This window comes from Pseudomonas sp. LTGT-11-2Z, assembly GCF_003691445.1.
In the GTDB taxonomy this organism is placed as follows: domain Bacteria; phylum Pseudomonadota; class Gammaproteobacteria; order Pseudomonadales; family Pseudomonadaceae; genus Aquipseudomonas; species Aquipseudomonas monteilii.
On record NZ_CP033104.1, the window covers coordinates 3,887,915 to 3,911,362 of the forward strand.

A 23,448-nucleotide genomic window follows, 5' to 3' on the forward strand; every position below is an offset into this window, starting at 1 on the left:
GCAAAGCGCCCCCAGCGCCCTCAAACTGTACCAACAATGATGCCCAGTTCGCGCAACCCCTCCAACAATGCCAGCCCCTGCTGCACATCCCCTCCCAACGCCTCCAGCCGCGCCCGCCCGGTACCCTGCTCCAGCGCCAGCAACCGATAGGCCATCGGCGCCAGGCGCGCAAAGCGCACCGTCAACGCAGCATCGCGATACACCAGCAGCAACGTCGGGGCCTCGGGCGCAACCGTTGGCTGATAATCCACCCCGATGCGCTCCACCGGCCACTCATAAGCCAACACCCTCGCCACGCAGGACAACAGCGGCGCCTCCTCCCGCAAATCGCCCGCCGGGTCATGGGCCGGGTCCTCGGCATCGCTCAAGTACAACTGCGCCTCGACCCACTCATAGTGCGCCAGCTCCAACTGCCAGGGCGCATCCAGCTCGACGCCTTGCAGGTATTCGACAAACGCTTCGGCAATCTCGGTAAACAAGGGCGTCTGGCTACGGTAGTTGGCATAGAAATCTCGCACACGGGTATGCCAACGCTGTTCACCCAACGCCTGACGCATCACCGGGAAGCTGCCCGCCAGGAGGCCCTCGATAGCGCCATAGAACAACTCGCGGTAAACCTTCAGGCGTCGCGCCTCCACGCCCGGTGGCGGTGCGTTGCGTTGCGGGTCGCGTACGTGACGGGCCAAGGTGTATTGCTGCTCGCGCAACGTCTCATTCATCACGCGGCCCTCCCGAATCCAGTTGCACGCTGCGGATACGCGCCGTCTCGGCCAACAGTTCGGCCAGCGGGGGATAGTTGAAATCACGTTCGAGCACGGTCGGCTGCACGCCAAAGCGCGCACAAGCGAGGGTGTACAGCGCCCACACATCTTCTTTGACCGGCGCCCCATGGGTGTCGACCTTCAGGTCCGGTGCTTCATCGTAATGGCCGGCTATGTGCATGCCGGTCACCCGTGCCTGGGGCAAGCCTTCAAGAAAGGCCCGGGCTTCGTAGCCGTGGTTGCAGGCATTGACGAAAACGTTGTTGACGTCCAGCAACAAGTCGCAATCGGCTTCATCGAGTACCGCACGGATAAAATCGAGCTCGCTCATCGCCTGATAAGGCGCGGCGTAGTAGCTAATGTTTTCCACGGCAATACGCCGGCCCAATTGCTCCTGCGCCTGGCGTATGCGCGCAGCCACATGGTGCACGGCTTCGTCGGTGAACGGTATGGGCATCAGGTCGTACAGGTGCCCGTCGTCACTGCAATAGCTCAAGTGCTCACTGTACATGCGCACCTGGTGGCGATCGAGAAAATGGCGGGTCTGGTCGAGAAAATGCAGGTCGAGTGGCTCACTGCCGCCCAACGACAACGACAACCCGTGGCAAGTCATGGGAAAACGCTCGGCCAACTGGGCCAGGCCCTTGCCGTAGGCACCGCCAACCGCTATCCAGTTTTCCGGTGCGCATTCAAGAAAGTCTATTGCACCAGCGTCCATCGCCAGCAGTTCCGGCAGCAGGCCACGGCGCAAGCCAAGCCCGGTATTCAACGTCGCAGCACGCATAAAAAATCTCCAACAGGCACAACGCCCCGCCTGACCAGCAGGAGGGGCGTTGCGTCACTTCAAAGGGTAAGGGTCAGGATTTGCCAGCCAGGTGGCTGAACAACCCCTCGGGCATGGCCTTGCCGTTGGCTTGATAAATCGCCTTCAGGTGGTCCGCCGCTTCTTGCTCGGAGATGAAGCCGTCATGGTTGCTGTCGATCTTGTCGAAGTCGCCGGCACGGTCCTTGGCCACCGCCAGAAACTCATCCCGCGAGACCTTGCCATCATAGTTGCTGTCGGTTTTGGCGAACGAGGCATCGCCGCACTTGCCTTCGCCGCACTTGCCTTCCGCCCCGGCCTTGGCGCTGGCGCCACACTTGCCCTCACCGCATTTGCCTTCGCTCTGGGTGGCCTTGCCGCTGCCGCCGCATTTGCCTTCGCCACACTTGCCCTCGCCGGCCACTTTGGCCGAAGCCTGTTGGTAACCTTGTGCCAGCGGTTCCACGGCAAACGCACTGCTGGTCAATGCCATGCTGCCGATCAGGGCGGCGCCGAGCAGGCCGAGGGTGTTTTTTGCTTGAGTCATGATGCAGCTCCACTGTGGTTGGAAAGTGGAGCCATTAGGCCGTTGCGGTTTGTCGTGAATGTATCGCGCAAGGCGCGCTTTTGTATGGGAGTGGGTCTGCAGCGCGGGCAGATACAGTGGGATACACAACGCCCGGTAACGGACCCCAAGCTACCTTGGGGCCATGACGCGTGTTCAGTCTTCCAGCGGCTTGGGCGGGGCTGCCGGTTTGGCTGGCTTGGCCGGTTTGCTGTCCTTTGCCTTGGCTTCCGGCGCTGCGGCCACAGGTTCGGGTGCGGTCACCGCCTTTTCGCTGGCGGGCAATTCATCGACCGCCTTGAAAATCGCCTGCGGGTCGATAGGTTCACCGCTTTCGTCATCCTTGAGCATGTGCCGCTCGCCGTCCTTGCCCACCAGGATCACCTTGGTGCCCTTGCTCGCGCCCAGCTTGAGCTCGCGGATCAGGGCCATGGTGGTCTGCTGTTCGAGGTTCTTGTCTTCGCGCTTACCCATCATGTTGGCGACGCTGTAGAGCACCAGATTGCGCTCTTTGAAGGCGGCCTGGGTGGCCGGGTCTTCCAGTGCCTTGTTCAACCCGCGCAAGGTCGGGTCGGCAGTGCTCGGGGCAATCACCACCAATGGCCTGGCCTTGCCTAGCTCCTTGGCCAAGGGTGCATCACTGTCTGCGGCAAACAAGGGGCCGGTAACAGCTAGCAAGGTAGCGAAAGTCAGTGACCGGACGAGCATGCGTATCTCCTTATTGTCTCGATATACCAATGACTACAGATCACGGAGAAAAATCCGACAAGGAGCCTAAACCACTTCACTCAAGAACGGGCCGTGGAAAAGTAACTGCCGATTTCCGGACATCCTGAAGCCAAGGCGACGGCACTGGCACAAACCGCCGTCACCTTGACTGAGCATAGCCCAAAGCCGCTTTGCACAAGGGCAGGCACCTCCTTGCCCTGAACGGTCGTCAACGCACACGAATGCCTGGATCTTCTGGCCCGACTTCCATGGCATGAATCGTCAAGTCCAGCATCAGCCCCCTGCGTGCAGCACGTTGAGCGTCACGAATGGCATCTGCCTGCTCGATCATTGCGCCTTCGCTGAGCGTTTCATCCTCGAGTACCGCTTCAAGCTGACGCCTGAACGGCAGGTCAACTTCGGCGAACCGGTCTGAATGAGCACGCTCCAGGTGCGCCTGCCAAAATTCACGGTCAACCATCGAACGGGCGAGTTCATCCCAGGTTTCGGCATCTCGCACTGCCGCTTGCGCCGCCGCCAGGTCCGCCTGGAGAACCCCTGAAATAGCATGGAAGCTCATATCACCCACCTGCACGGGCAAGTCGAGCGGTTCCCTCAGCCCGACCCTGAAGGCCAACCCGACCTCACTTCCCTCTTGCTCCCTGCCATGTTCGAGTGCCCATCGGGTAGCGAACCTGTCGACCGCATCCTGGCGCCATAAACGTCTTCCCAGGCGAAGCAGAGCGCGTTCGTCTTTTCCTTGAGCGGCATGTTCAACCTGCCACACGAGCAGGTTCAGTTCGAGATTGCTCAAGCACCAGGTTGCACCATCCTGGCACCCCCATTCATCATTGGCCACGGACAACAGGTTCTCACGCAACTCCGGTGTGGTGGCCATGGCCTGCAACACCACTATCACCCGATTGCCCAACGCACGTGCATTGGCGCGAAAGTCCTCGGACAGCAACAGTTGCCCGAGGACGCGGAAAAAACGCTCGGAGTCCGGCCCTGCATCCAGGGAATCCCAGGCTGCGAGCATCAAGCCACGATGCTCAGGGGCTACCGCATCCCCCCATACTTCACGCGCGTGATCCAGCCGCAGAAGCGCTTGCTCCTCGTCGACGACAGGATGCGCGCTCCTCAGCGAAGCCTGCAAACGTTGTGTCTGTGCTTCGCCCAAGGGGTTGCCGCTCAGGCGGATCCTTCGCCGGCGCCATACGGGTAACTGGTAGTAATGCTCCGGAACCTGCCGGATCCGGTTTTCCCTCAAGTCAACAGCCACCAACTGATCGCGGTCGAAAATGCCCGGGGGAAGCTGCGTAATTTGTGTGTCGCGCAGGCTCAGCCAGCGCAGTTCGGTCAAACCAGCCAACGTGAACCCCCGCCGCAGTGGATTGTGGGACAGGTCGAGGGATTCCAGGCCAGTGCAACAGGCCAGTGTGGCGGTTTGCTGCAGGTTCAGGCCAATGCGGTTGTTGGTAAGGCTCAGGTGCCGTAGCTGCGTGAACTGCAGCAACGGTTGCGGCAGCCGCGTCAGCAGGTTGCCACCCAAGTCAAGGGTTCTGAGGTTTGGGAAGGCCAACAAGAAACTGTCGGGTACTTCCATAAGGTCAAGGTGCAGCAACGACAGGCTGCTCACACCTCTGAAGCTGACCTGCGCGGGCAGGCTGGGCAAACCGCCCGGCCTGAAATTGCAAAACATGACATGCAGGTTTTCTTGTGCGTCGATGTGCAGATCGCCGACCCCTACCGACCGTCTCCAGCAATTGAACAGCGTCTGACGCAAGGCGTCCCGGTCCTCCCGAACCTCGCCCTGCTCGTGTGCCACCCAGGTATCCAGCGTGTTGCGAAGCACCGTGAATTCAGTGCTCAGGTCCCTCAGTAGCCCTCTGAGCTGACGCCCTGAACGTCTCACGTCATCGGCGAAGGTGTCAATCTGCTCGTCACTCAACCAAGGGAAGATATCTCGCAATTCCGCCCTCAAGGCATTGCCTCTTGACGCGAAACCGCTCACGCCTGCACCACCCAGCGGGTAACCCAAACGCCCGTCGGCCAAGCGCATCGGCGCTCGAACAGCCCGCGGGCGTACCACGCCTAGCAGACGACTGATCTGGTCACGACGTCGCACCGCCTCGCGCCCAAGCATCACCCGAAGGTTGTGCGAGAACGGGTCACCGATTCCCATCATTTCACGCTGCGCCTCGGTATAAGCTGGCGCGATGACTTCGAACAACTCGCCTGCCTCACCGATGGCCCCACCCTGATCATCAAACAGCTGGAACCCGCCGTTCAGGTGCACCAGGTCAAATGCCTGCCTGCCTTGACCGCACTGCGCCAGCATCGGCCCGCCCAGATAGCCCTCATACAAGCGCCAGCGCACACCTTGTTCGCCCCCAGGCAGCGCCTGCAACAGGCCCAAGGCTACCCGTGCCAGGTCCGCATTCTGGGGCGTGTCCAAGTACAAGGCTTCCAGAACCCGCGTCTGGCGGATACCCGACAGGCTGGCCCTGGCCGCTTCGGCCAGATCGAGTGCAACCCTGCCGCTGGTCAACAAGCGCCTGCGATCAACGCTGCTGGCGGCCGTTACCAACGCTTGCGCGGTGCGAGCATCCAGCCCGGGAAAGACCCGGCGCAGCGCTGCGCTCCCAGGGCTGTCGGAGGGTTGCAACGCATCGTACAGGTACTGCAGCAATGTTCGGCGTTGCGTCCACGCCAGCTCAGCCAGTGCCTGATCTGGCAGGCCATTCGCACCTGGCAACCGCCGTGCGTGATCAAGCACGGTCGCATCTTCTACCGGCTCGCCGCTGCGCAAGCGGCCAATCATGCCGCGAATGCGCTGGTCGAGCCTGACCCGCACCACGCTGTCGAGCATGCCCGGGCTGGGCGCCTGGGCATATACATGCAAGCCTCGCACGTCATCGCCATCGAGCCCATGGAATAACAGGACCTGATCGATCTGTTCGTCATCCAGCCTGTTGAAGGGTTCGCCCAGGCGACGAAACATGCGATGTCTATCCCGCCACAGGGCCGGTTGTTCACTCCATAACCGCCAGGCGCCAGCGCCATTGTGACGCAGCTTGGGACCATGGCCGGCAACGGGGCACAGTTGCCACTGACCGTCCCCGGCCGATTCGGTCACACGATAATGATGGGCGTCCATCTCGATCCAGGCCTGCCCGCCCAGACGTCGGATGCCCATGGCGTCGCGGCTTGCGCAGGCATCGGGGGCCTGGCTTTGAAACGGGGTCAGATCCTGTTGCCAGAGTTTGACGGTGCCGTCTTCCAGCCGAGCCGGAACCATGGCATCGACCCGCGCGGAGCGTGCCCAAAGCCGTCGGGCCACACCAACTCCCGCCACCGTCGTCGCAAGCACGGCAAGGTCGGTGGCAACATGGGTCAAATGGTCGAGAGCCTCTCGGCGATCCCCCTCATGCCAGGCTTCAAAGCCATGGTAAACCTCGCCCAGCAGCTCCCAGGCCGTCACGGCAAGCAGCACAAGACCAAGGCCAGGCACAAAGAAACTGGCCAGGTTGAGCAGCGCCCACCCCTCGGCGGCCAGGCGCTGGTCATGCTGGCGCTGCACCTCACGGTCCAGCCTGGCCACAGGCACCGCGATCATCGCCGCATCCTCCTTGATCTGGCGAATACGTGCCTGTGCCAAACCATTGAACAACGGTTGCGAATAACCCTGCAAATGCGGTTCAAGATCGCGAAACGCCCAGTCCGCCAGGTCATCGAACAGCGCCGAAACCTGAGCAAAGAAAGCCTGGCTGTCACGTCGTAGCACGAAGCGGCTGAAAAAACGCTGGTAGGCTTTGTCTCGCAGGCGACGACCCAACTCGCGGTTCAGCTTGTCGATGCTCTCGAATGCGCGCCAAGGCGACACAGGGTCGCCTGGCACGTAGAGCAACACACGGCGCGTGGTGTTGAAAAGGACACCTTGGTCAATCACCTCGAACACGATCACCTGCTCAATCCGGCAACCCAGCAACTTCAGTTGCCTGGCCTCCACAAGGTCACCCGCCAGGCGCAGCAGCTTGCCATCCTCGCACATAGCCACCACCAACTTGAGCTCGCTGTCATCCAGCGTCCCTTCCTGCCTGGCTTTGTAGGCGTCTACCAGCATGGCGTGGCGGCTGGCATCTACAAGGCAGGACTCCACGCGCCTTGCATCACCTGCGGGCTTTAGAATGGAATCCAGATGACGTTGATAACCCTCACCCAAATCCAGCTCACGGCAAAGCGCGGCAAGCTCGATGCACGTGGGCGGTGCAAGCCTGCCCTGGCGCGGAACCAGCAGCCGATTACCGCGCGGCTGGCCACCGGCCTGGGCCTGCTCGGCAGTGAAGTTGCGCAGTGCCACCTCAAGCAGCGGCTTTTCTTCATAGACCACCTCGGTGAGGTGCGCGCCTACCGGCTGGCTGTTGATCACAGGCTCGCGACGGCCTTCCAGAAACTTGAACGAGCGAGCATTGCCGCCAAGCCCGTAACGTTCGTCAAGGGCCTTGTCCAGGCCCGTCGCAACAAAGCTGTCGATACCTTCGATACCCCGCAGCAGCGCATTGACTTGCTCACGGCTGCGAAGGCTGTTCGCCAATGCCTTGCTGACCTCAGGCAGTTGCCCTGGGGGTGTCTGACGCAACCAGAGCGGCAGGCGCTTGCTGATGATGCTGTCCTGGAACGCATCGATGGCTGCCTGTGCGCTTGATGGCGGAGTAGTGTCCATTGCTCGAGGCCTCTTCATGAAAAGAGGCCAGACTAGGGAGCAGGCTCGGCACCGGGTACTAGATAGCTAACGCCTGCGCTCAGAACAGCTGTAACTGGCGGCCAGTCAGCGTGGAGAAATCATCGCCAACGAACGGCAGGATGGCATCGGCAACCGGCTGCAACTGCCTAGTGAGGTAGTGCTCGTAATCGATCGGCGATTGAAGGTTTTCCATCGGCTCGGGGCCGGCGGTAGTGATGACGTAACTGATCCAGCCGCCGCGCTGGTACTGGCGAGGGCGACCGAGCCGGCTGTTGTATTCATCGGCCTGGCGCGCAGCACGTACATGGGGTGGCACGTTGCGCTGGTAATCGGCCAGCGGCCGACGCAGGCGCTTGCGGTACACCAGCAGGTTGTCGAGCTCGCCCGCCAAGGTCTGCTGCACATAGTGGCGCACATAGTCGCGATACGGCTGGCCGCGAAAGATCCGCCCGTACAGTTCCTGCTGAAACTGCTGCGCCAGTGGTGACCAATCGGTGCGCACCGACTCCAGGCCCTTGTAAACCACATCCTCGCTGCCGTCGGCGCGCTGCACCATCCCGGCATAACGCTTCTTGCTACCCTCGTCGGTCCCACGGATGGTCGGCATCAGAAAACGCCGATAATGCACTTCGAACTGCAATTCCAGTGCGCTTTCCAGGTTCATCTGCTGGCGCAGGTGCTCGCGCCACCACTGATTGACGTGGGCGACCAGGTCTCGGCCGATCTGTGCCGCAGCCGCTTCACCATGGGCGCCCTTGAGCCAGACGAAGGTGGAGTCGGTGTCGCCATAGATGACCTCATAGCCCTTGGCCTCGATCAACGCCCGGGTCTGGCGCATGATCTGGTGACCGCGCATGGTGATCGACGAGGCCAGGCGCGGGTCGAAGAAACGGCAACCGCTAGAGCCCAGCACGCCGTAAAAGGCATTCATGATGATCTTCAGCGCCTGCGACAGCGGTGCGTTGCCTTCACGCTTGGCCGCCTCCCGCCCTTGCCAGACGCGCTCGACGATGGCCGGCAAGCAATGCTGGCTACGCGAGAAACGCCCACCTCGGAAGCCTTCTACCGAGTGCTCATCGTCGGGCAAGCGCAGGCCCTCGACCAGCCCTACCGGGTCGATCAGGAAGGTCCGGATGATCGAGGGGTAGAGGCTCTTGTAGTCCAGCACCAGCACCGAGTCGTAAAGGCCTGGGCGCGAATCCATCACGAAACCGCCGGGGCTGGCTTCGTCAGGGCGGCTGCCCAGGCTGGGGGCGACGAAGCCCAGGCGGTGCATCTGCGGGATATACAGGTGGCAGAAGGCGGCCACCGAACCCCCACTGCGGTCCACCGCCAACCCGGTGACAGAAGCGCGCTCCAGCAGGAACTCGAGCAGGCGGGTATGGGCAAAGATGCGCGTGACCAGCTCGCAATCCTTGAGGTTGTAGCGTGCCAGGGCGGGTTTGTCTTCGGCGAAACGGCGGTTGATTTCGTCCATGCGCTGGTACGGCGTGTCGATGGCCTTGCCTTCACCGAGCAAGGTTTGCGCGACATTTTCCAGGCTGAACGACGCAAAGCTCCAGGTTGCCGAGCGCAGCGCTTCGATGCCGTCGATCAACAGCCGCCCCGGCGCGTCGGCGAATACATGGCCGCCACTGGCGTGGCTGCGCAAGGTCATGGGGGCGCCGTTGCGGCCCAGTGCCAGCGGCACCTGCAGCAGCTTGGCGTGCTCGTGCAAAAGGCGCAGGTCGAACTGGATCAGGTTCCAGCCAATGATTGCATCCGGGTCGTACTCCGCCATCCACTGGTTGAGGCACGCAAGTAACCCGGCACGGTCATCGCAATAGTGCAGATCGAAGTCGAGGCCCTCAGGGTCGCCGTTGGCCGGACCGAGCATGTACACCTGACGCTGGCCGCAGCCTTCCAGGGCAATGCTGTACAGCTCGCCACGTTCACTGGTTTCGATATCCAGCGACACCAGGCGCAGCGGTGGGCGATAGCCCGGCAGGGGCTTGAGCTGGGCATCGCAGACCACGCCCTGGTCATCGGGTTGCCCGGTGAACTGCACCGGCGCGGTGACGAAGCGCTCCATCAGGTAGCGTTCGGGTGGGCGGATATCCGCTTCGAACACCTCGATGCCTGCCGTGCGCAGGCGTTGCTCCAGCTGCATCAGTTGCCGGTGCTGCCGGCAATAAAGGCCCATGACCGGGCGCTGGTCGAAATCCTTTAGCTGCAAGGGCCGCAGTTCGGCGCCAGGCTCGTTCGCCAGCAACACCTGCGCGTGCGCCGCTTGCGCTTGCGGGATGAACGCCACCGAGACCTGGGGTGCCAGACGCAGCAGCCGTGGCCCCCGATCGGTGGCCAGCCAGAGTTCCACGCAGGTGCCTTCTGGCGTGTCATGCCAATGCCGGGTCAGGACAAAGCCCTGCTGCAACTCCACTGCGTCAACCTCTACCGAAAAGGATGATTCTACGCTAGCGTGCCCCCGCCACGAAGCCGCTTCTGCGCGCGGCCCAGGCCAACAACCAGGCCACCGCGATCAGCGCGAGTACCACACCACCAAACCCCTCCACCCCTGCCCCGGCCAGTAACAACCCGCCAATGATTCCGCCCAGGGCATTGGCGCTGTTCCACACCGTCACCCGCATCGATTGCGCCACGTCGCCCCCTTCGCCCGCCGCGTCTGCACAGGCCGTCTGCAGCAAGGTCGGCGCGCCGCCGTAGGTCCCCCCCCACAAGGCGATGCTCAGGGTAGGAAACGAGGCGAACAGTCTGCAAGGCGAGGCCATTACGGAAAAAGACGGTTACAATGCCGTTCACCCCGGACATCCACGTCCGCAATCAGGAGCGCAGCAGGGATAGCCTCAGCGGTTTCGTGGTCTTCAATCGGGTGGCCGAAACCCGCAGCTTCGTCGCCGCTGGCCAGTCTTTGGGGATCAGTGCCTCGGCTGTGGGCAAGCGCGTAGCGCGCCTGGAAAGCCGCCTGGGCGTACGCCTGTTCCACCGCAGCACCCGCAGCATCACCCTCACCGCCGAGGCACGCTGTTCCTTGAGCGCAGCCGGCGCATCCTCGCCGAAATCGAGGCCACCGAGCAGGAACTGTCGCAAGCCAGCGAAACCCCACGCGGGCGCCTGCGGGTGAGCATGCCGCAGGTCACCGGGCTGGTGATGCCGGCGCTGGCCGAGTTCATGGCGCTGTACCCGCAAGTGGAGCTGGACCTGGACTTTTCCGACCGCATGGTGGATATCATCGGCGAAGGTTTCGATGTGGTGATGCGCGGTGGGCAGCCGGTGGATTCACGGCTCAATGCCAAGTTTCTGGGGTATTTCCAGCACCGCCTGGTGGCTTCGCCCGGCTACCTGCGCGAACGCGGCACGCCCATGCACCCGCGCGACCTGGCGGCGCACACCTGCCTGCATTACCGCTTCCCCAGCAACGGCAAGCTGGAAACCTGGCCGCTGCGCCAGGAGCACCCCGAACACGCCTATGACATCCCCATCTCGATGGTGTGCAACCACGTCGAGACACGCGTCTGCTTCGCTTTGAACCACCGCGGCATCACTTGCCTGTCGGACTTCACCGTGGGCCGTGAGCTGGGCAATGGCTCACTGGTGAGCGTGCTCGACGACTTCATGGAGCGACGCGGCAGCTTCTACCTGCTGTGGCCGTCCGGGCGGCAGATGCCGCCGAAATTGCGGGTGTTCATCGACTTCATGCTCGAACGCGTATTCAACCGTACAGGTAGTTGATGTCCTTGTAGGCCAGCGGTGGCACCTGGCCGAGCAGGAAGTCACGCAGCTTGTGCATTTGCCGCGCCTTGGGGCTGGCCTTGAGCCAGGTCATGTAGTAGCCGTCGCCGGTGGCCACGGCGTGCTTGAACGGTGTGACCAAGCGCCCGGCCGCCAGGTCGGCGCTGGCCAGCACCAGGTCGACCACCGAAATACCCAGGCCTTGCTGGGCGGCTGAAATACCCTGGTCGAGGGTATCGAACACTTGCCCCTGATCGATGCTGATATCCAGCGCGTCCATGCGCGCCAGCCAGCGCCGCCAGTCACGGCGGTCCGGGGACGGATGCAGGAATTCGCACTGGGTCAGGTCGGCCAGGGCCGGCTGCGCTTGCGCCATGTAATCCGGGTGGCACACCGGGATCAACCATTCATCGAACAGCTTGAAGCTCTCGATATCGGCGGGGAAACGCCCGTTGGCCAGGAGAATGGCACAGTCGTAGGGCTCGGAATAGAAGTCCACGCTGTCGATGTCCATCCACACGCTGGACAACTGCACGCTGCAGTTGTCCTCGTGCTTCTTGAAGGCATCCAGTGCCCGCAGCAGCCAGCGCACAGTGAGCGTGGACGGGGCCTTCAGGCGCAGGCCATAGCGGTCCTGGCGCAGCAATGCGCAGGCATTTTCGATGATCTTGAAGCCCACTTTCAGCTCTTGCGCCAGCAGGCGACCGTGCTCGGTCAGGCTGAGCTTGGGGCCACGGCGTTCGAACAGGTCGCAGCCGAACATGGCCTCCAGGGTCTTGATGTGATGGCTGACCGCGCCCTGGGTCAAGGCGAGCTCTTCCGCAGCGCGGGTAAAAGAGCCATAGCGAGAGGCCACCTCGAAGGCACGCAGGGCGTGCAAGGCCTGAATCCGTTCCGACATGGCGACGTCCCGAGCATGAGTAAGACTAATAGTAGGTCATAGTTCCACGCGTTTTACAACGTCAAGAGCGTCTCGGAAAATGCAGGTAAATAATAAACATAACCAAGATCCTGCCTGCATGTGGCTTGAACGTTCATTAAATTTACGCCTGGGGAAATCATGTTTACGGGATATGGAAATTGCTATCGCCTGGATGCGCTAGAGCTAGCCGATGAACATGTCTGGAACACGCAGCACTGGACTTACAAGACCATAGAGCATTTTCGCAGTATTCTCGCCAACCCCGACTTCCCCTGCCTGTTCGGCCGCAAGGCGGTCAACGGCGAAACCTGCCATATTCTTTTCGCCCGCGCCGAGCAGTTGGCCGATGACATCGCTCAAGGGCTGGCCGACTACGTATGCACCGTTACGCCGATCAAACCCAAACAGCGCATCGGCAGCCCCCTGGTGGTGTTTCTCGAAACAGCAGCGGGCAGCACCCTGGCCGAACAACAGGCGCTGGCCTGGAAAGTGTTGCGTGGCGTACATGCGCGCGACCCACACCCGTGGCCGCAAGGCATTCCCACCGACCCCGACGACACCGCCTGGTCGTTCTGCTACGCCGGCATGCCCCTGTTCATCAACATGAATTTCCCCGGCCACCAGCAAATGAAAAGCCGCAACCTGGGGCAGCACATCACCTTCGTCATCAACCCACGGGAAAACTTCGACGAAGTGGCCAACGCCAATACCGAGAGCGGCAAGAAAATCCGCGAGCGCATTCGCGAGCGCGTGCACCACTACAACGACGGTGTCGTACCTGACACCCTCGGCTTCTTCGGCGATGCCGACAACTACGAGTGGAAGCAGTACCAACTTCAGGAGGCGGGGTCGCTCAACCCGTCGCGCTGCCCGTTCCACGCCCATGCCGCACACCCGGCGGCAACCGACATACTGATCGAGAACTGACCGTGAATACCGCACTTACCGCCACCTATGCCCTCACTGTCCTGCTGCTGATCGCTACCCCCGGCCCGGTGGTGGCACTGATCGTCAACACTGCGGCTGCCTCCGGTTCGCGCAAGGCCATGTTTACCGCCGTCGGCACCAACTGGGCGTCACTGGTGCTTATCGGTGCAGCGGCCTGGATCATTCTCACCAGCGCCGCCATCGACAAGGCCTGGCTCAGCACCATGAGCCTGCTGGGCTGCCTGTTCATCGGCTACATCGCGGTGGGCACGTTGAGGGAAGCCCTGAATGCGCCTGCGCCGGAAACGGCGAGCGAAGCCCCCAAGGCCGGGCGTGGCGGGCTGCTGCAAGGGTTCATGGTGGGTATTTCCAACCCGAAGGACATCATTTTCTTCATCGCCTTCTTCCCGCAGTTCATCCAGATCACCGAATCGTTCGGCAAAAGCATGGTGGTCCTGTCGCTGCTGTGGGTGGCCATCGATTTTGCCGTGCTCAGCCTGTACATCTTCGCCATCGGCAAGATCGCCTCGCAGCGGAGCAACCGCATGATAAGCCTGGCTTCCGGTGTGGCCCTGCTGCTGATCGCCGCCGGCGGCCTGCTGTACAACCTCAAGGAACTGGCGGCCTGAACGTGAAGCGCAACACTCGGCGCAACCGAAGGAGCGACCATGACCGCGACTGACATGGGCGCATCTCCTTCGCCCTTGCAGCAGGACTACCAACGCTTTCTGCTGCTGGGCAGTCGGCGTGCCCCGCTCACCGTGCATGTGCACGAAAGTGGCTACCGGTCTGGCACCATCAATACCGATGCGCTCGGCCTGCGCTACAGCCATTGCGCCGGCAAGCGCTTTTCCGCAGCCGAGCGCGGTGGTGCTTCGCGTATCAACCTGCTGGTCGGCGGCTCCACCGCCCTGGGTATCGGCGCCAGCTCCGACGAGCACACGGTGGCCTCACACCTGTCGATGCTCACCGGCGAAGTCTGGCTGAGCCTGGCCGGCTGCGGCCTCAACGCCAGCCAGGAGCTGATGATGTTCCTGACCCACCAGCACCGCCTTGGCCAGCTCGGCCACGTAGTGGTGCTCAGCGGCCTCAACAGCCTGGCCCACGAAGCCCTCAGTGAAGTCCTCGCCAACCTCAACGGCCCGCAGCACGCCAAGGCCTACCAGGACTTTCTCAACAGTTTCAGCGAAGGCATGCAGCCCGCCGCACCATCCCGTCGGCAGTCGTTGTGGCGGCGTATCCGCCAGGCGTTGGCCCCCCCTGCGGTCGCCGCCCCGGTCAGCTGGCCGCTGTCGCCCCCGGAAAAGCGCCTGGCCCGTGCTGCCGATAACATTGGCCGTACCTTGCGCCAATGGGACCGGCTGCTGGCAGACAGCCACGCCACCCTCACCTTCATTCTGCAGCCGTTGCTGCCCTGGTGCCGGGATACCCTGCCTGCCGGCGAACAGGCCATGCTGACCGCACTGCAGCAAAAGCCGGCGAACTTCGAACGGCTGCTAGAGGGTGCATTCGACAGCCAGTTGCATTCGGCGTTTTTCCGCCGCATCAAGAGCCAGGCCGACCCTGTGCCTTGCTACGACATGAACTGCATGCTCAACAGCTCACCTGTGTTCGGCGCCGACCTGTTCATCGACCGCTTGCACCTGAACGATCTGGGCAACAATGCCCTGGCCAAGGTGATCACCGCCAAACTCGGTCTGGCCCAGGAAAAACACGCCTTGCGCAAGGTCACGCCGATCAAGCTCGTCTGACAGTTGCCGGGTGGTCTTCCGGCAGCCCGCGTGGATGGCTAGAATACGTCGTCGTTCCGATTTGCCCGAGGCGCACGCTTGACCGCCATGAACATCGAAGCCGTCCATCCTTGCCTGGCCGCCCATGGGGCTTGCCTGTGAGCCGTATGCGACGCCTGCCCCCGCTGTTGATCGCCCTGTTGCCGCTGGCTGCGCACGCGCTGGAGGTGCGCATCGACCCTCATGCCGACCTGCTCTACCGCCAGGCCTTGCCGTTGCTGGAGCAGGCCGACAACCAGGGCGACGACGCCAATACACTGCGCACAGCCGTTGGCGGCGACCCCGAGCTAAGCCGTCAGGGCCAGGCCCTGGCCCATACCTTGCCGACAGCGGTTGCCCTGCTGAAAAAATCGGTCGAGCTGGGCCATCCGGTCGCGCAGTACCGCCTGGCGCTGTACTACATGACGTATCTGCCCGTCGCGCAAATTCCGGATGCCGCCTGCCCGTTACTCGTGGCCAGCCTCCAGCAGGGTTTCGCCGCACCCGCGCCGGCCATCGCCACCTGGTGCCGGCCCTACAACGTCAGTAGCGAGTACCGCGCAGCACTGGAAGCCATCCCCAGCATGGCCACCGTGTACGCCCCCTACTACCCGCAACCGGCCACCCGCCTGGCCTGCAACCGCAGCCGGCCACAGGGCCTGGACATGCTGTGGGGGCGCCAGCGTGACTACCAGGCCGAAGTGTACCGCCTGCTCGGCGACCTCGACCCGCAGCACCGCCTGACCCTGCTGCAGAAGGCCGTGGACATCAATGGCTGCGTGACGGCGCAGCAGCATCTGACCCGCCATCCGTAGCCCGCCCCCACAAGGATTCGCGTCGACCAGCAAGATCGTTCAAGCCATGCCCCTAACCCTTCTGGCATGCTGGCCTACCACGTAAAGCACTGCAGCCATCATGCCCCACATCGCCCGCCAAGCCTTTCTCCACGGCGCCATCGCCATTCTCCCCCTGTCCCTGGCCGTCGCCCCCTGGGGGCTGCTGGCAGGCTCCATGGCCATCGAAGCCAACCTCACTGCCTGGGAAGGGCAAGGGCTGTCGGCCATCGTCTTCGCCGGCGCCGCGCAACTGGTGGCCATCGGCATGCTCAAAGGCGGCGCCAACCTGGCGTCGATCCTGCTCACCACCCTGCTGCTGACCTCGCAGCATCTGCTGTACGGCCTGTCGATGCGCCCGGTACTGTCCAGCCAGCCGCTGCGCTGGCGGCTGGGCCTGGGCTTTCTGCTGACCGACGAATTCTTCGCCCTGACCAGCCAGTACGACCAGCAGCAGTTCAACCGCTGGTACGCTCTGGGGGTGGGCCTGACCTTCTACGTGGCCTGGAACCTGTTTACCCTAGCCGGCATCCTGCTGGGCCAGAACATTCCACACCTGGACCAATTGGGCCTGGACTTCTCCATCGTCGCCACCTTCGTCGCCCTGATCGCACCGCTGGTGCGCAACCTGCCCACGGTGGTATGCGTAGCTGTGTCGTTGTTCTGCTCGGTATTGTTCAGCCACTGGCACTGGGAAACCGCCCTGGTGGCCGCAGGCCTGCTGGGCATGAGCGCCGGTTTCATCTGCCAGAAATTTGCCGGAGCCCGAGCATGACCTGGATCCTGATTTTTGCCATGGGCGCCATCGTGTTCCTCAACCGCTATGCGTTCCTGGAACCACGCCTGCCCTTGCGTCTGAGTTCCAACGCCAGGCAGTTCCTTGGCTTTGCCGTGCCTGGCATGCTCACCGCCATCTGCGGCCCGATCATCTTCATGCCCGATCACCAGCTCAACCTGAGCCTGCTCAACCCCTACCTGCTGGGCTCTCTGGTGGCCATCGCCCTGGTGCTGTTGACCCGCAGCGTATTGCTGAGCATGCTGGTGAGCATGTTGATCTTCTTCTTCCTGCGCAGCTGGCTGGCATGAGCACGCCCCTGCGCGAGCAGACACACCTCTGGCAGGCACCTGCACTGGGCGACGTCGAGATGCTGCACGCGCGTTATTTCCAGCAGCGTTTCGCCCCGCATGTGCACGAAGGCTATGTGTTCACCGTGATCGAATCCGGGGCCCAGCGCTTCTGGCACCGAGGCAGCGAGCACTTGGCGCCGGTTGGCAGCATGGTGCTGATCAACCCTGACGAGCTGCATACCGGTGCCACAGCCCATGAAGCGGGCTGGCGTTATCGCGGCTTCTACCCCGAGCACGAGCGGGTAACCGGCGTGCTCGACGAGCTGGAACTGGGCCGTCACGGCATGCCCCGTTTCAAGGACAGCGTCATCCAGGACCCTGCCCTGGCCATCGCCTTCAGCCAGCTGCATCAGCTGTCCGAAGCCGGCGCCAGCGCCCTGCAGCAACAGACCGCCTGGCGCCAGGCGGTGCTGGCCCTGGTGCAGCGTCACGGGCAATGCGCCGAGCCTTCAGCCCCCGGCCACGAGCCCCTGGCCGTGGCCCGCGCCCGCGAACTGCTGGAAAGCCAATTGGCCGACCCACCCTCGCTCGAAGCGCTGGCCGCCGCAGTCAACCTGTCACCGTTCCACTTCGCACGGGTATTCCGCCAGGCCACCGGCCTGCCGCCACATGCCTGGTTGAAACAGCGCCGCCTGGCCCGCGCCCGGGAAATGCTTAAGAGCGGCCTGGTCGCTTCGGAAGTGGCGTTTGACCTGGGGTTTGCTGACCAGAGCCACCTCAGCCGGCAGTTCAAGCAGGCGTACGGAGTGACGCCGGGGGCGTATCGCAGCGCTTGCCTTCCAGTTTGAACTGCGTCACCCGGCCTCAGGCAAGCCGGCCAGCCACTGCTACACTGACAAGGCTGAATGGGAGGATCCTGCCATGTCCGAAAGAGAGCTCACCACCCTTCTGTCGCTGATGAACCAGCGCCAGGCCTGCCTGAGCAGTGCCTGCAAGGAGATTGCCGACTGGATCGACCGGCAGGGCGATGTGCCCGCCGCCGGCAAGATCCGGGCAAGCCTGAAGGCGCTGGAGGCCGACGAAGCCCAGGTCCGCAAGACCCTGACCTCGCTGACCCTCGACAGGCCGCTGCCGCGCTTTCGTAGCTGAAGGGTACGTCTGAAAAGAAAAGGGCCGCTAAACGCGGCCCTTCGATCGGTCAGTGCTTCATGTGCATGTGGTCATGCCCACCGCCGGCCTCGGCGTTGAGCGCACGCACCTCAGCCTGCACGTCCACGGTTTCCTTGACGCCCTTGGCATTTTCGATGGTCAGGGTCAGTGGCACTTTCTCGCCTTCCTTCACCTGATTGTTCAGGCCCATCAGCATCACATGCAGGCCATTCGGGTCGAGGGTTACGGCCTTGCCAGCCGGCAGCTCTACAGACTTCACCTCACGCATGCCCATCACGTCACCGTTCATGGTCATCTCGTGTACCTGCACGGTCTTGGCCACAGGCGAAGCCACGCTCACCAGCTTGCTGTCGCTGCTGGCGGTGAGGGTCATGAAAGCACCGGTGGACTGCTGGTGCGGCACGCTGGCACGCACCCAGGCCTCACTCACGGTGGTCTGGGCCAGGGCTGGCAGGGCCAGGCCCATCAGTGCCAGGGCAGCCAGGCCGCGTTTGATCGGTTGCATCGACATTCAGCAGATCTCCATCAGGGTGACCAGGTCTTCGGCACATTCCTTGGCATTCAGGGAATGGCCCAGGCTCAGGCGCAGGGTGCCACGCGTATCGTAGACGTAGCTGGTGGACGAGTGAGAGATGGTATAGGTGTCACCGGCCGGGACCTTTTCGTAGAACACCTTGAATTCCTTGGCCACTGCGGCAATTTCCTCGGGGGTGCCGGTGAGCGCGGTGAACGTCGGGTCGAAGGCCTTGACGTAGGCATCAAGCACCTCGGGGGTGTCGCGCTCGGGGTCCAGCGTGATGAACACCACCTGGAACAGGTCACGGTCACGGCCCCTCAGCAGCTTGCGGATTTGCGCCGCACGCGCCAGCGTGGTCGGGCAAACGGCCGGGCACTGGGTGAAGCCGAAGAAGACCATCGGCATGCTGCCGTAGAAGCTCGACAAGGTGCGCACGTTACCTTGTGGGTCTTTGAGGCTGAACTTGCGCCCGAGGATTTCGTTGCTCATGTTCTTGCCGTACTTGAACTCGAGCCCCCGGGCCGGGCTGCAGCCTGCCAGCAGGCCGAGCCCGAGAACGCCCATCCCGGCGACAACTGCGCGCCGGGTATACAGATCATTCATGAAACCATCCTTTACAGGGAAGGTGCCGGCCCTCGGGACGGGCCGGCTGAAAAACCGGGGCATTCTGGCATGACACCCCAAGGGGTTCTACCCGACCAAGGCGGGGAAGGCCTACAACCCTTTGAATACGGGCTGCGGCCTGTTGTCGCAGGGGTTGAAACCGTAACACTTTGTTGCTAGAGAGCCGACCTTGGCTTAGTAGTAGGCGTTCTCTTTCTGGCTGTGGTCGGTCACGTCACGCACGCCCTTCAATTCCGGAACACGCTCGAGCAGGGTGCGCTCGATACCTTCCTTCAGGGTGACATCGGCCTGGCCGCAGCCTTGGCAACCGCCACCGAATTGCAGCACGGCGATGCCGTCGTCGACCACGTCCACCAGGCTGACCTGGCCGCCGTGGCTGGCTAGACCCGGGTTGATCTCGGTCTGCAGGTAGTAGTTGATGCGCTCGTTGATCGGGCTGTCTTCGTTGACCATCGGCACCTTGGCGTTAGGCGCCTTGATGGTCAGCTGGCCACCCATGCGGTCGGTGGCGTAGTCAACCAGTGCGTCTTCCAGGAACGGCACGCTGACCGCATCCAGGTAAGCGGTGAAGCTCTTCAGACCCACGGCGGTGTCGTCAGGCTTCTCTTCGCCCGGCTTGCAGTAGGCAATGCACGTCTCTGCGTACTGGGTGCCCGGCTGGGTGATGAAAATGCGAATGCCGATGCCAGGCGTATTCTGCTTGGAGAGCAGATCGGCCAGGTAGTCATGGGCGGCGTCGGTAATGGTTATAGCGCTCATGTAGGTTCCTCACAGACTTGCCGCCAAGTGTACGCCAACCCGCTCATTGAACAAAGTCCTAGTATTTGACTCGGGAAAGCGCATATTCAGGGGCCACTCCCCGTGGCGCCGCCAGCCAGGCCTGCATGCGCCGGTACAGCCCGCGCTCCAGCCACTGGTAACTGAACCACGACATTAGTCCAATGGACGGCACGCACAGGGCAAACACCAGATACGGGTTCAACTGCAAGCGCTGGCTGGCGAACCAGCCGGCGTACAGCACCAGCACATGGACCAGGTACACCGAGTACGAGCAGTCCCCCAAGGCCTTGAGCAGCCGGTTGCCTTGAAAAAGCGGTTCCAGCGCGATGAAGGCCATCACGATCATGGCGCTCGGTAGGCCCCAATGCAGCAGGCGCAGGGACGCATCCAGGTGATAGATGGCCAGGCCCGCCACAACCAGCACGCCCAGCGGCAACCACCGCCCTTGGCGGATCAGCCCACGGCGATACAGCACGCCCAAACCGATGCCGAGCAAGAACTCGTAGATGATGTCGTTGTTGTAGAAGCGGCTTAGCACACCCAGCCGGCCCAGCACCTCGCTAGCCAGCAACAAGGCCGCGGTAACCAGCAACAGGTGATGACGCTGGCGCACCAGGAAGGCCAGGCCGAACAGCAGGTAGAAGAACATCTCGAAGTTCAGCGTCCAGCCCACGTTCAGGGTCGGGTACAGGCCATAGCCTCCAGGGTTTTCTGCCGGGATGAACAGCATCGACAAGAACAGATGGTGCCAGGTGAACACCTGATGTGGCATCCATTGGCTAAAAGCCAGCAGCAACATGGCCATCAACGCGGTGTAGAACCAGTAGGCCGGAACAATACGCAGCACCCGATTGAGCAGGAACTGGCGCGGTTCGATGGTTTTATCGCGGGTCGACAGGTAGATGACCAGCCCGCTGATGACGAAGAAGATGTCGACGCCTACGGCACCACGGTCGGTAAGCAGTTGGCCAATGGGGCCGGTGGCGTGGAAGTCGAAGAAGATCTGCATGAAATGGTGGCAGACCACCACCCAGGCGGCGAACGCCCGCAGTGCCTGAAGCGAATACAGCATGAAGTACCCTGCGCTTGCCGGTGCGTTGAGGCCTTGGGAGCCTATGACAGCTCCCAGACCACCCAACCTGTCCGACCGCAGGGTACCCGGAAAGGTCAGCTTACCCGATCAGAGGTTCTCGTAGCGGTTCATGTCCAGCACCCCCGCCTCCACCGGCTGGGTCTCCTTGATGAAGCTGTTCAAGTCATGGAAGTAGCGCCAGAACTCAGGGTGACTGCGGCGCACGCCCCAGCGCATGACGATGCGCTCGAACTTCGCCGGGTCATCTTTCGCATACTCCATGTCCTCGACGAACTCCGCCACATCCTTTGTCGGGATGTTGAAGATGAAGTTCGGGTAGCTGCTGAGCACACCCGGGGCCAACGTCAAGGTATCCAGCCCCGGCTGATAGCGGTATGCCTCACCCAGCAGGAACGCCACGTTGCTGTGCGCACGGTTGCGCAGCAGGCTGTACACCTGGCGCTGGCCGCCCTGCCCTTCGATACGCAGCATGGTTGCCTCGGGCAACTGGTTGATCACCTTCAGCCCCGCAGCCGGGCGCGACACCAGGCGGCTGAGCGACTGCTCGGCATTGCGGAACTCTTCGCTCATCTGCGGCCGTGAGCAGAACGCGCCCTGGCAGCGGTTGATCGGGTCGGGCGTGGCATTCAGGCTGCCGGTGCGCTGCAACAGCTTTAGGCCAAAGTCGCGCTTGGGGTTGCGCGGGTCAAGCTGTATGCCACTCGGGGTGTCGGTGTCGATGTCCTCATAGTCCATCCACATTTTCACCTTGCCGCTGTTCTGGTACCAGTCACCGAGGATCGCCTTGCGCTGGTCGGCAGGCATCAGGCGCAAGAAGTTGACCTCGGCACCGTTGCGAATCAGGTCGAAATACAGGCGCGTCTGCAATTGGTGCGAAACATTGCCGAACACGTCAAAGTTGACCGCCAACTGGTAATAGGTGCGCTCGAACAACGGGTAGTCGAACAACCACACGGTCAACGGCACGTCACCGATCAGGCCCTTGCTCACCGACGCGCTGTCGAAGTGGCGGAAGATGCTCAGCAACGCGTTGTCGTTACCGGCCCATAAGGTCGACCAGCCCGGTGCCGGCATGTCGGCATAGGCGTCACGGCGCAGCTTTTCGTACTCGTTGCGCTTGTCGCGGTAGGCGTGCCACAGGCTCAGCACACTGCCCACGTCATCGATCTGGCCCGGCATGGCCAGCAGCGGCGTGGCCTCGCCACGGTATTTGGCGTCGGTGATGTAACGGTCGAAGGCCGGCTCCTGGAACAGTGCCCAGAAGTTATCGCGGATCACGTCAGTGGCGATCTGTCCACGGCACACCGGGCCCCGGATGAAGGTGCGTACGAAGTATTCGGCGTTATCCAGCATGAACTGGTAACGCGCCACTGCCGGGATCGCCTCGAAGGTTTCGAACGGGTTGGCCCGGTGACGCGGGCCGTAACCCGGCAGTGCGGTGGCGTGCCAGTCGCCGGCATAGAACAGCTGCTTGACCCGTTTGAGTTTCTGCGGCCCCATCGGGTAGGTGATGTGCGTCTTGTGCACGATCACACCCTGCACCGGGATCAACCGATAGTAGAAGTCGGTGCCCGGCGGGTCGTTGGGGCGGCGCGTGGCAATGATATCGACCGGCTTGCCGCTCGGCGTGCGCGAACGCACCCACTGGAAGAAGTGCCCCTGCTCCCCCCCAACGAAGTAGATATGCGCCAGGAACAGGTGTTCGTACAGCCAGCGGCCGACCAGCGCCTCGGTGGAGCCCGGACGGTTGAGCAGCTCTTCCCACTCGGTGATCTGCCGGGCTTCGGCTGCGCTTGGCTTGATCGGCTGGTATTCCACCGGCGCACCCGCTGCCAGCCAGCGGCGCATGGTGTCGTATTCCTTGTCGGTCAGCCCGGTCACCGCCAACGGCATGCCCTCTTTGGGGTGGGCGCCGGCATAGGCGTCGAATTCATGGGGCAGCGGGCACATGTTGTTGCGGTTCAAGCCCAGGACAATGTCCTCGGGCAACTTGGCGTTGGGCGTGAGTGGGGTCTTGTGCCCCAGTTCCAGCATGCGCGCCATCAGTGCGGCCTGGCTGCCCTGGTTGTCGAGCACCGAGTAGAAGCCCTTCTTGCGCCATTCCTCTTCGCTGTGGGCGTCGTAGAACAGCCGCGTGGTAGGCACCGCCTTGCTGCGCTCGCCCTGGTACACGGGCACTTTGCTGGCCCCGCGCACCGCGCCTTCCGGGCTTTCCAGCTTAAGCTGACAGGCAGCGTCGTTGCAGGCGTGGCAAGCCACGCACTTCTCGGTGAAAATCGGTTGAATGTCCCGGGTGTAGGAAATAGCCGGGCTCGACTGAGGGGCTTGCCCGAACACCGCGCCGCTGATGAGCAGGGCGAAGGCGCCGGCAAGGATACGATGCACCATGTGCGAAAAGTCCTGGTTCTTAAAAGCCATCACGATTGTGCCTGG

General features: G+C 62.6%; 20 protein-coding genes and 2 pseudogenes. 9 read left to right on the forward strand and 13 right to left on the reverse strand.

The features are described from left to right. Positions 1-20 precede the first annotated feature (20 nt). The 7 genes and pseudogenes from D8767_RS18085 to D8767_RS18115 form a co-directional block, all read right to left on the reverse strand. Positions 21-719, reverse strand: a complete 699-nt coding sequence (locus D8767_RS18085) for a DUF2063 domain-containing protein (protein ID WP_016714683.1) — start codon at positions 717-719, stop codon at positions 21-23. After that, complete coding sequence (locus D8767_RS18090; protein ID WP_016714684.1) at positions 712-1,545, reverse strand: DUF692 domain-containing protein; 834 nt, start codon at positions 1,543-1,545, stop codon at positions 712-714. Before D8767_RS18090 ends, D8767_RS18085 begins: the two co-directional genes overlap by 8 nt. Before the next feature lie 73 nt (positions 1,546-1,618). Further along, positions 1,619-2,110: a hypothetical protein gene (locus D8767_RS18095; RefSeq protein ID WP_016714685.1), complete on the reverse strand. Its 492-nt coding sequence runs from the start codon at positions 2,108-2,110 to the stop codon at positions 1,619-1,621. 174 nt (positions 2,111-2,284) lie between these two features. Then, entirely contained in the window at positions 2,285-2,836 is a 552-nt protein-coding gene (locus D8767_RS18100; RefSeq protein WP_016714686.1) for a DUF4174 domain-containing protein, read from the reverse strand. A gap of 229 nt (positions 2,837-3,065) precedes the next feature. Then, positions 3,066-7,562 carry an NEL-type E3 ubiquitin ligase domain-containing protein gene (locus tag D8767_RS18105; RefSeq protein ID WP_121757636.1) on the reverse strand — a complete coding sequence of 1,499 codons (4,497 nt, stop codon included), beginning with the start codon at positions 7,560-7,562 and terminating at the stop codon, positions 3,066-3,068. 79 nt (positions 7,563-7,641) lie between these two features. After that, the gene (locus tag D8767_RS18110) at positions 7,642-10,002 is read right to left on the reverse strand and encodes a DNA polymerase II (RefSeq protein WP_016714688.1); all 2,361 of its coding nucleotides are present in this window, start codon (positions 10,000-10,002) and stop codon (positions 7,642-7,644) included. Between the two features lie 34 nt (positions 10,003-10,036). Beyond that, positions 10,037-10,312: pseudogene (locus tag D8767_RS18115) on the reverse strand (MFS transporter); the annotation flags it as partial. 59 nt (positions 10,313-10,371) lie between these two features. On the opposite strand from D8767_RS18115, the pseudogene D8767_RS18120 reads away from it, so the two are divergent. Continuing rightward, positions 10,372-11,312 (forward strand): annotated as a pseudogene (locus tag D8767_RS18120) (LysR family transcriptional regulator). Here D8767_RS18120 and D8767_RS18125 read toward each other — a convergent pair. Beyond that, on the reverse strand, positions 11,293-12,213 hold the full coding sequence (locus D8767_RS18125; protein ID WP_025754379.1) for a LysR substrate-binding domain-containing protein: 921 nt from the start codon (positions 12,211-12,213) through the stop codon (positions 11,293-11,295). The pseudogene D8767_RS18120 and the gene D8767_RS18125 overlap by 20 nt on opposite strands. 159 nt (positions 12,214-12,372) lie before the next feature. On the opposite strand from D8767_RS18125, the gene D8767_RS18130 reads away from it, so the two are divergent. The 8 genes from D8767_RS18130 to D8767_RS18165 all read left to right on the forward strand — a co-directional run bounded on the left by D8767_RS18130 (position 12,373) and on the right by D8767_RS18165 (position 17,980). Continuing rightward, a complete protein-coding gene (locus tag D8767_RS18130; protein WP_016714692.1) occupies positions 12,373-13,161 on the forward strand; it encodes a YqcI/YcgG family protein in 789 nt (262 codons plus the stop codon). Positions 13,162-13,163: 2 nt separating this feature from the next. Beyond that, a complete protein-coding gene (locus D8767_RS18135) occupies positions 13,164-13,790 on the forward strand; it encodes a LysE family translocator (protein ID WP_016714693.1) in 627 nt (208 codons plus the stop codon). 39 nt (positions 13,791-13,829) lie between these two features. Further along, positions 13,830-14,912: a hypothetical protein gene (locus D8767_RS18140; RefSeq protein WP_016714694.1), complete on the forward strand. Its 1,083-nt coding sequence runs from the start codon at positions 13,830-13,832 to the stop codon at positions 14,910-14,912. A 137-nt stretch (positions 14,913-15,049) separates the two neighbouring features. Then, on the forward strand, positions 15,050-15,745 hold the full coding sequence (locus D8767_RS18145) for a sel1 repeat family protein (RefSeq protein WP_028699328.1): 696 nt from the start codon (positions 15,050-15,052) through the stop codon (positions 15,743-15,745). Positions 15,746-15,845: 100 nt separating this feature from the next. After that, positions 15,846-16,538, forward strand: coding sequence for an AzlC family ABC transporter permease (locus D8767_RS18150; protein ID WP_016714696.1), 693 nt, complete (start codon positions 15,846-15,848; stop codon positions 16,536-16,538). Then, positions 16,535-16,849: an AzlD domain-containing protein gene (locus D8767_RS18155; protein ID WP_016714697.1), complete on the forward strand. Its 315-nt coding sequence runs from the start codon at positions 16,535-16,537 to the stop codon at positions 16,847-16,849. The genes D8767_RS18150 and D8767_RS18155 overlap by 4 nt, the downstream gene beginning before the upstream one ends. Beyond that, the gene (locus D8767_RS18160) at positions 16,846-17,679 is read left to right on the forward strand and encodes an AraC family transcriptional regulator (RefSeq protein WP_028699330.1); all 834 of its coding nucleotides are present in this window, start codon (positions 16,846-16,848) and stop codon (positions 17,677-17,679) included. Before D8767_RS18155 ends, D8767_RS18160 begins: the two co-directional genes overlap by 4 nt. A 73-nt stretch (positions 17,680-17,752) precedes the next feature. Further along, complete coding sequence (locus tag D8767_RS18165; protein ID WP_003250422.1) at positions 17,753-17,980, forward strand: hypothetical protein; 228 nt, start codon at positions 17,753-17,755, stop codon at positions 17,978-17,980. Between the two features lie 49 nt (positions 17,981-18,029). Here D8767_RS18165 and D8767_RS18170 read toward each other — a convergent pair whose 3' ends face one another. The 5 genes from D8767_RS18170 to D8767_RS18190 all read right to left on the reverse strand — a co-directional run bounded on the left by D8767_RS18170 (position 18,030) and on the right by D8767_RS18190 (position 23,403). Further along, positions 18,030-18,512 (reverse strand): copper chaperone PCu(A)C, encoded by a 483-nt coding sequence (locus D8767_RS18170; RefSeq protein ID WP_016714699.1) that lies wholly within the window; start codon positions 18,510-18,512, stop codon positions 18,030-18,032. Further along, positions 18,513-19,121: an SCO family protein gene (locus D8767_RS18175; RefSeq protein ID WP_016714700.1), complete on the reverse strand. Its 609-nt coding sequence runs from the start codon at positions 19,119-19,121 to the stop codon at positions 18,513-18,515. A gap of 195 nt (positions 19,122-19,316) precedes the next feature. Continuing rightward, positions 19,317-19,901 (reverse strand): Fe-S biogenesis protein NfuA, encoded by a 585-nt coding sequence (nfuA, locus tag D8767_RS18180; RefSeq protein ID WP_016714701.1) that lies wholly within the window; start codon positions 19,899-19,901, stop codon positions 19,317-19,319. A gap of 58 nt (positions 19,902-19,959) precedes the next feature. Continuing rightward, entirely contained in the window at positions 19,960-20,994 is a 1,035-nt protein-coding gene (locus D8767_RS18185) for an acyltransferase (protein WP_028699331.1), read from the reverse strand. Between the two features lie 108 nt (positions 20,995-21,102). Beyond that, on the reverse strand, positions 21,103-23,403 hold the full coding sequence (locus tag D8767_RS18190) for a fatty acid cis/trans isomerase (RefSeq protein WP_028699332.1): 2,301 nt from the start codon (positions 23,401-23,403) through the stop codon (positions 21,103-21,105). Positions 23,404-23,448 lie beyond the last annotated feature (45 nt).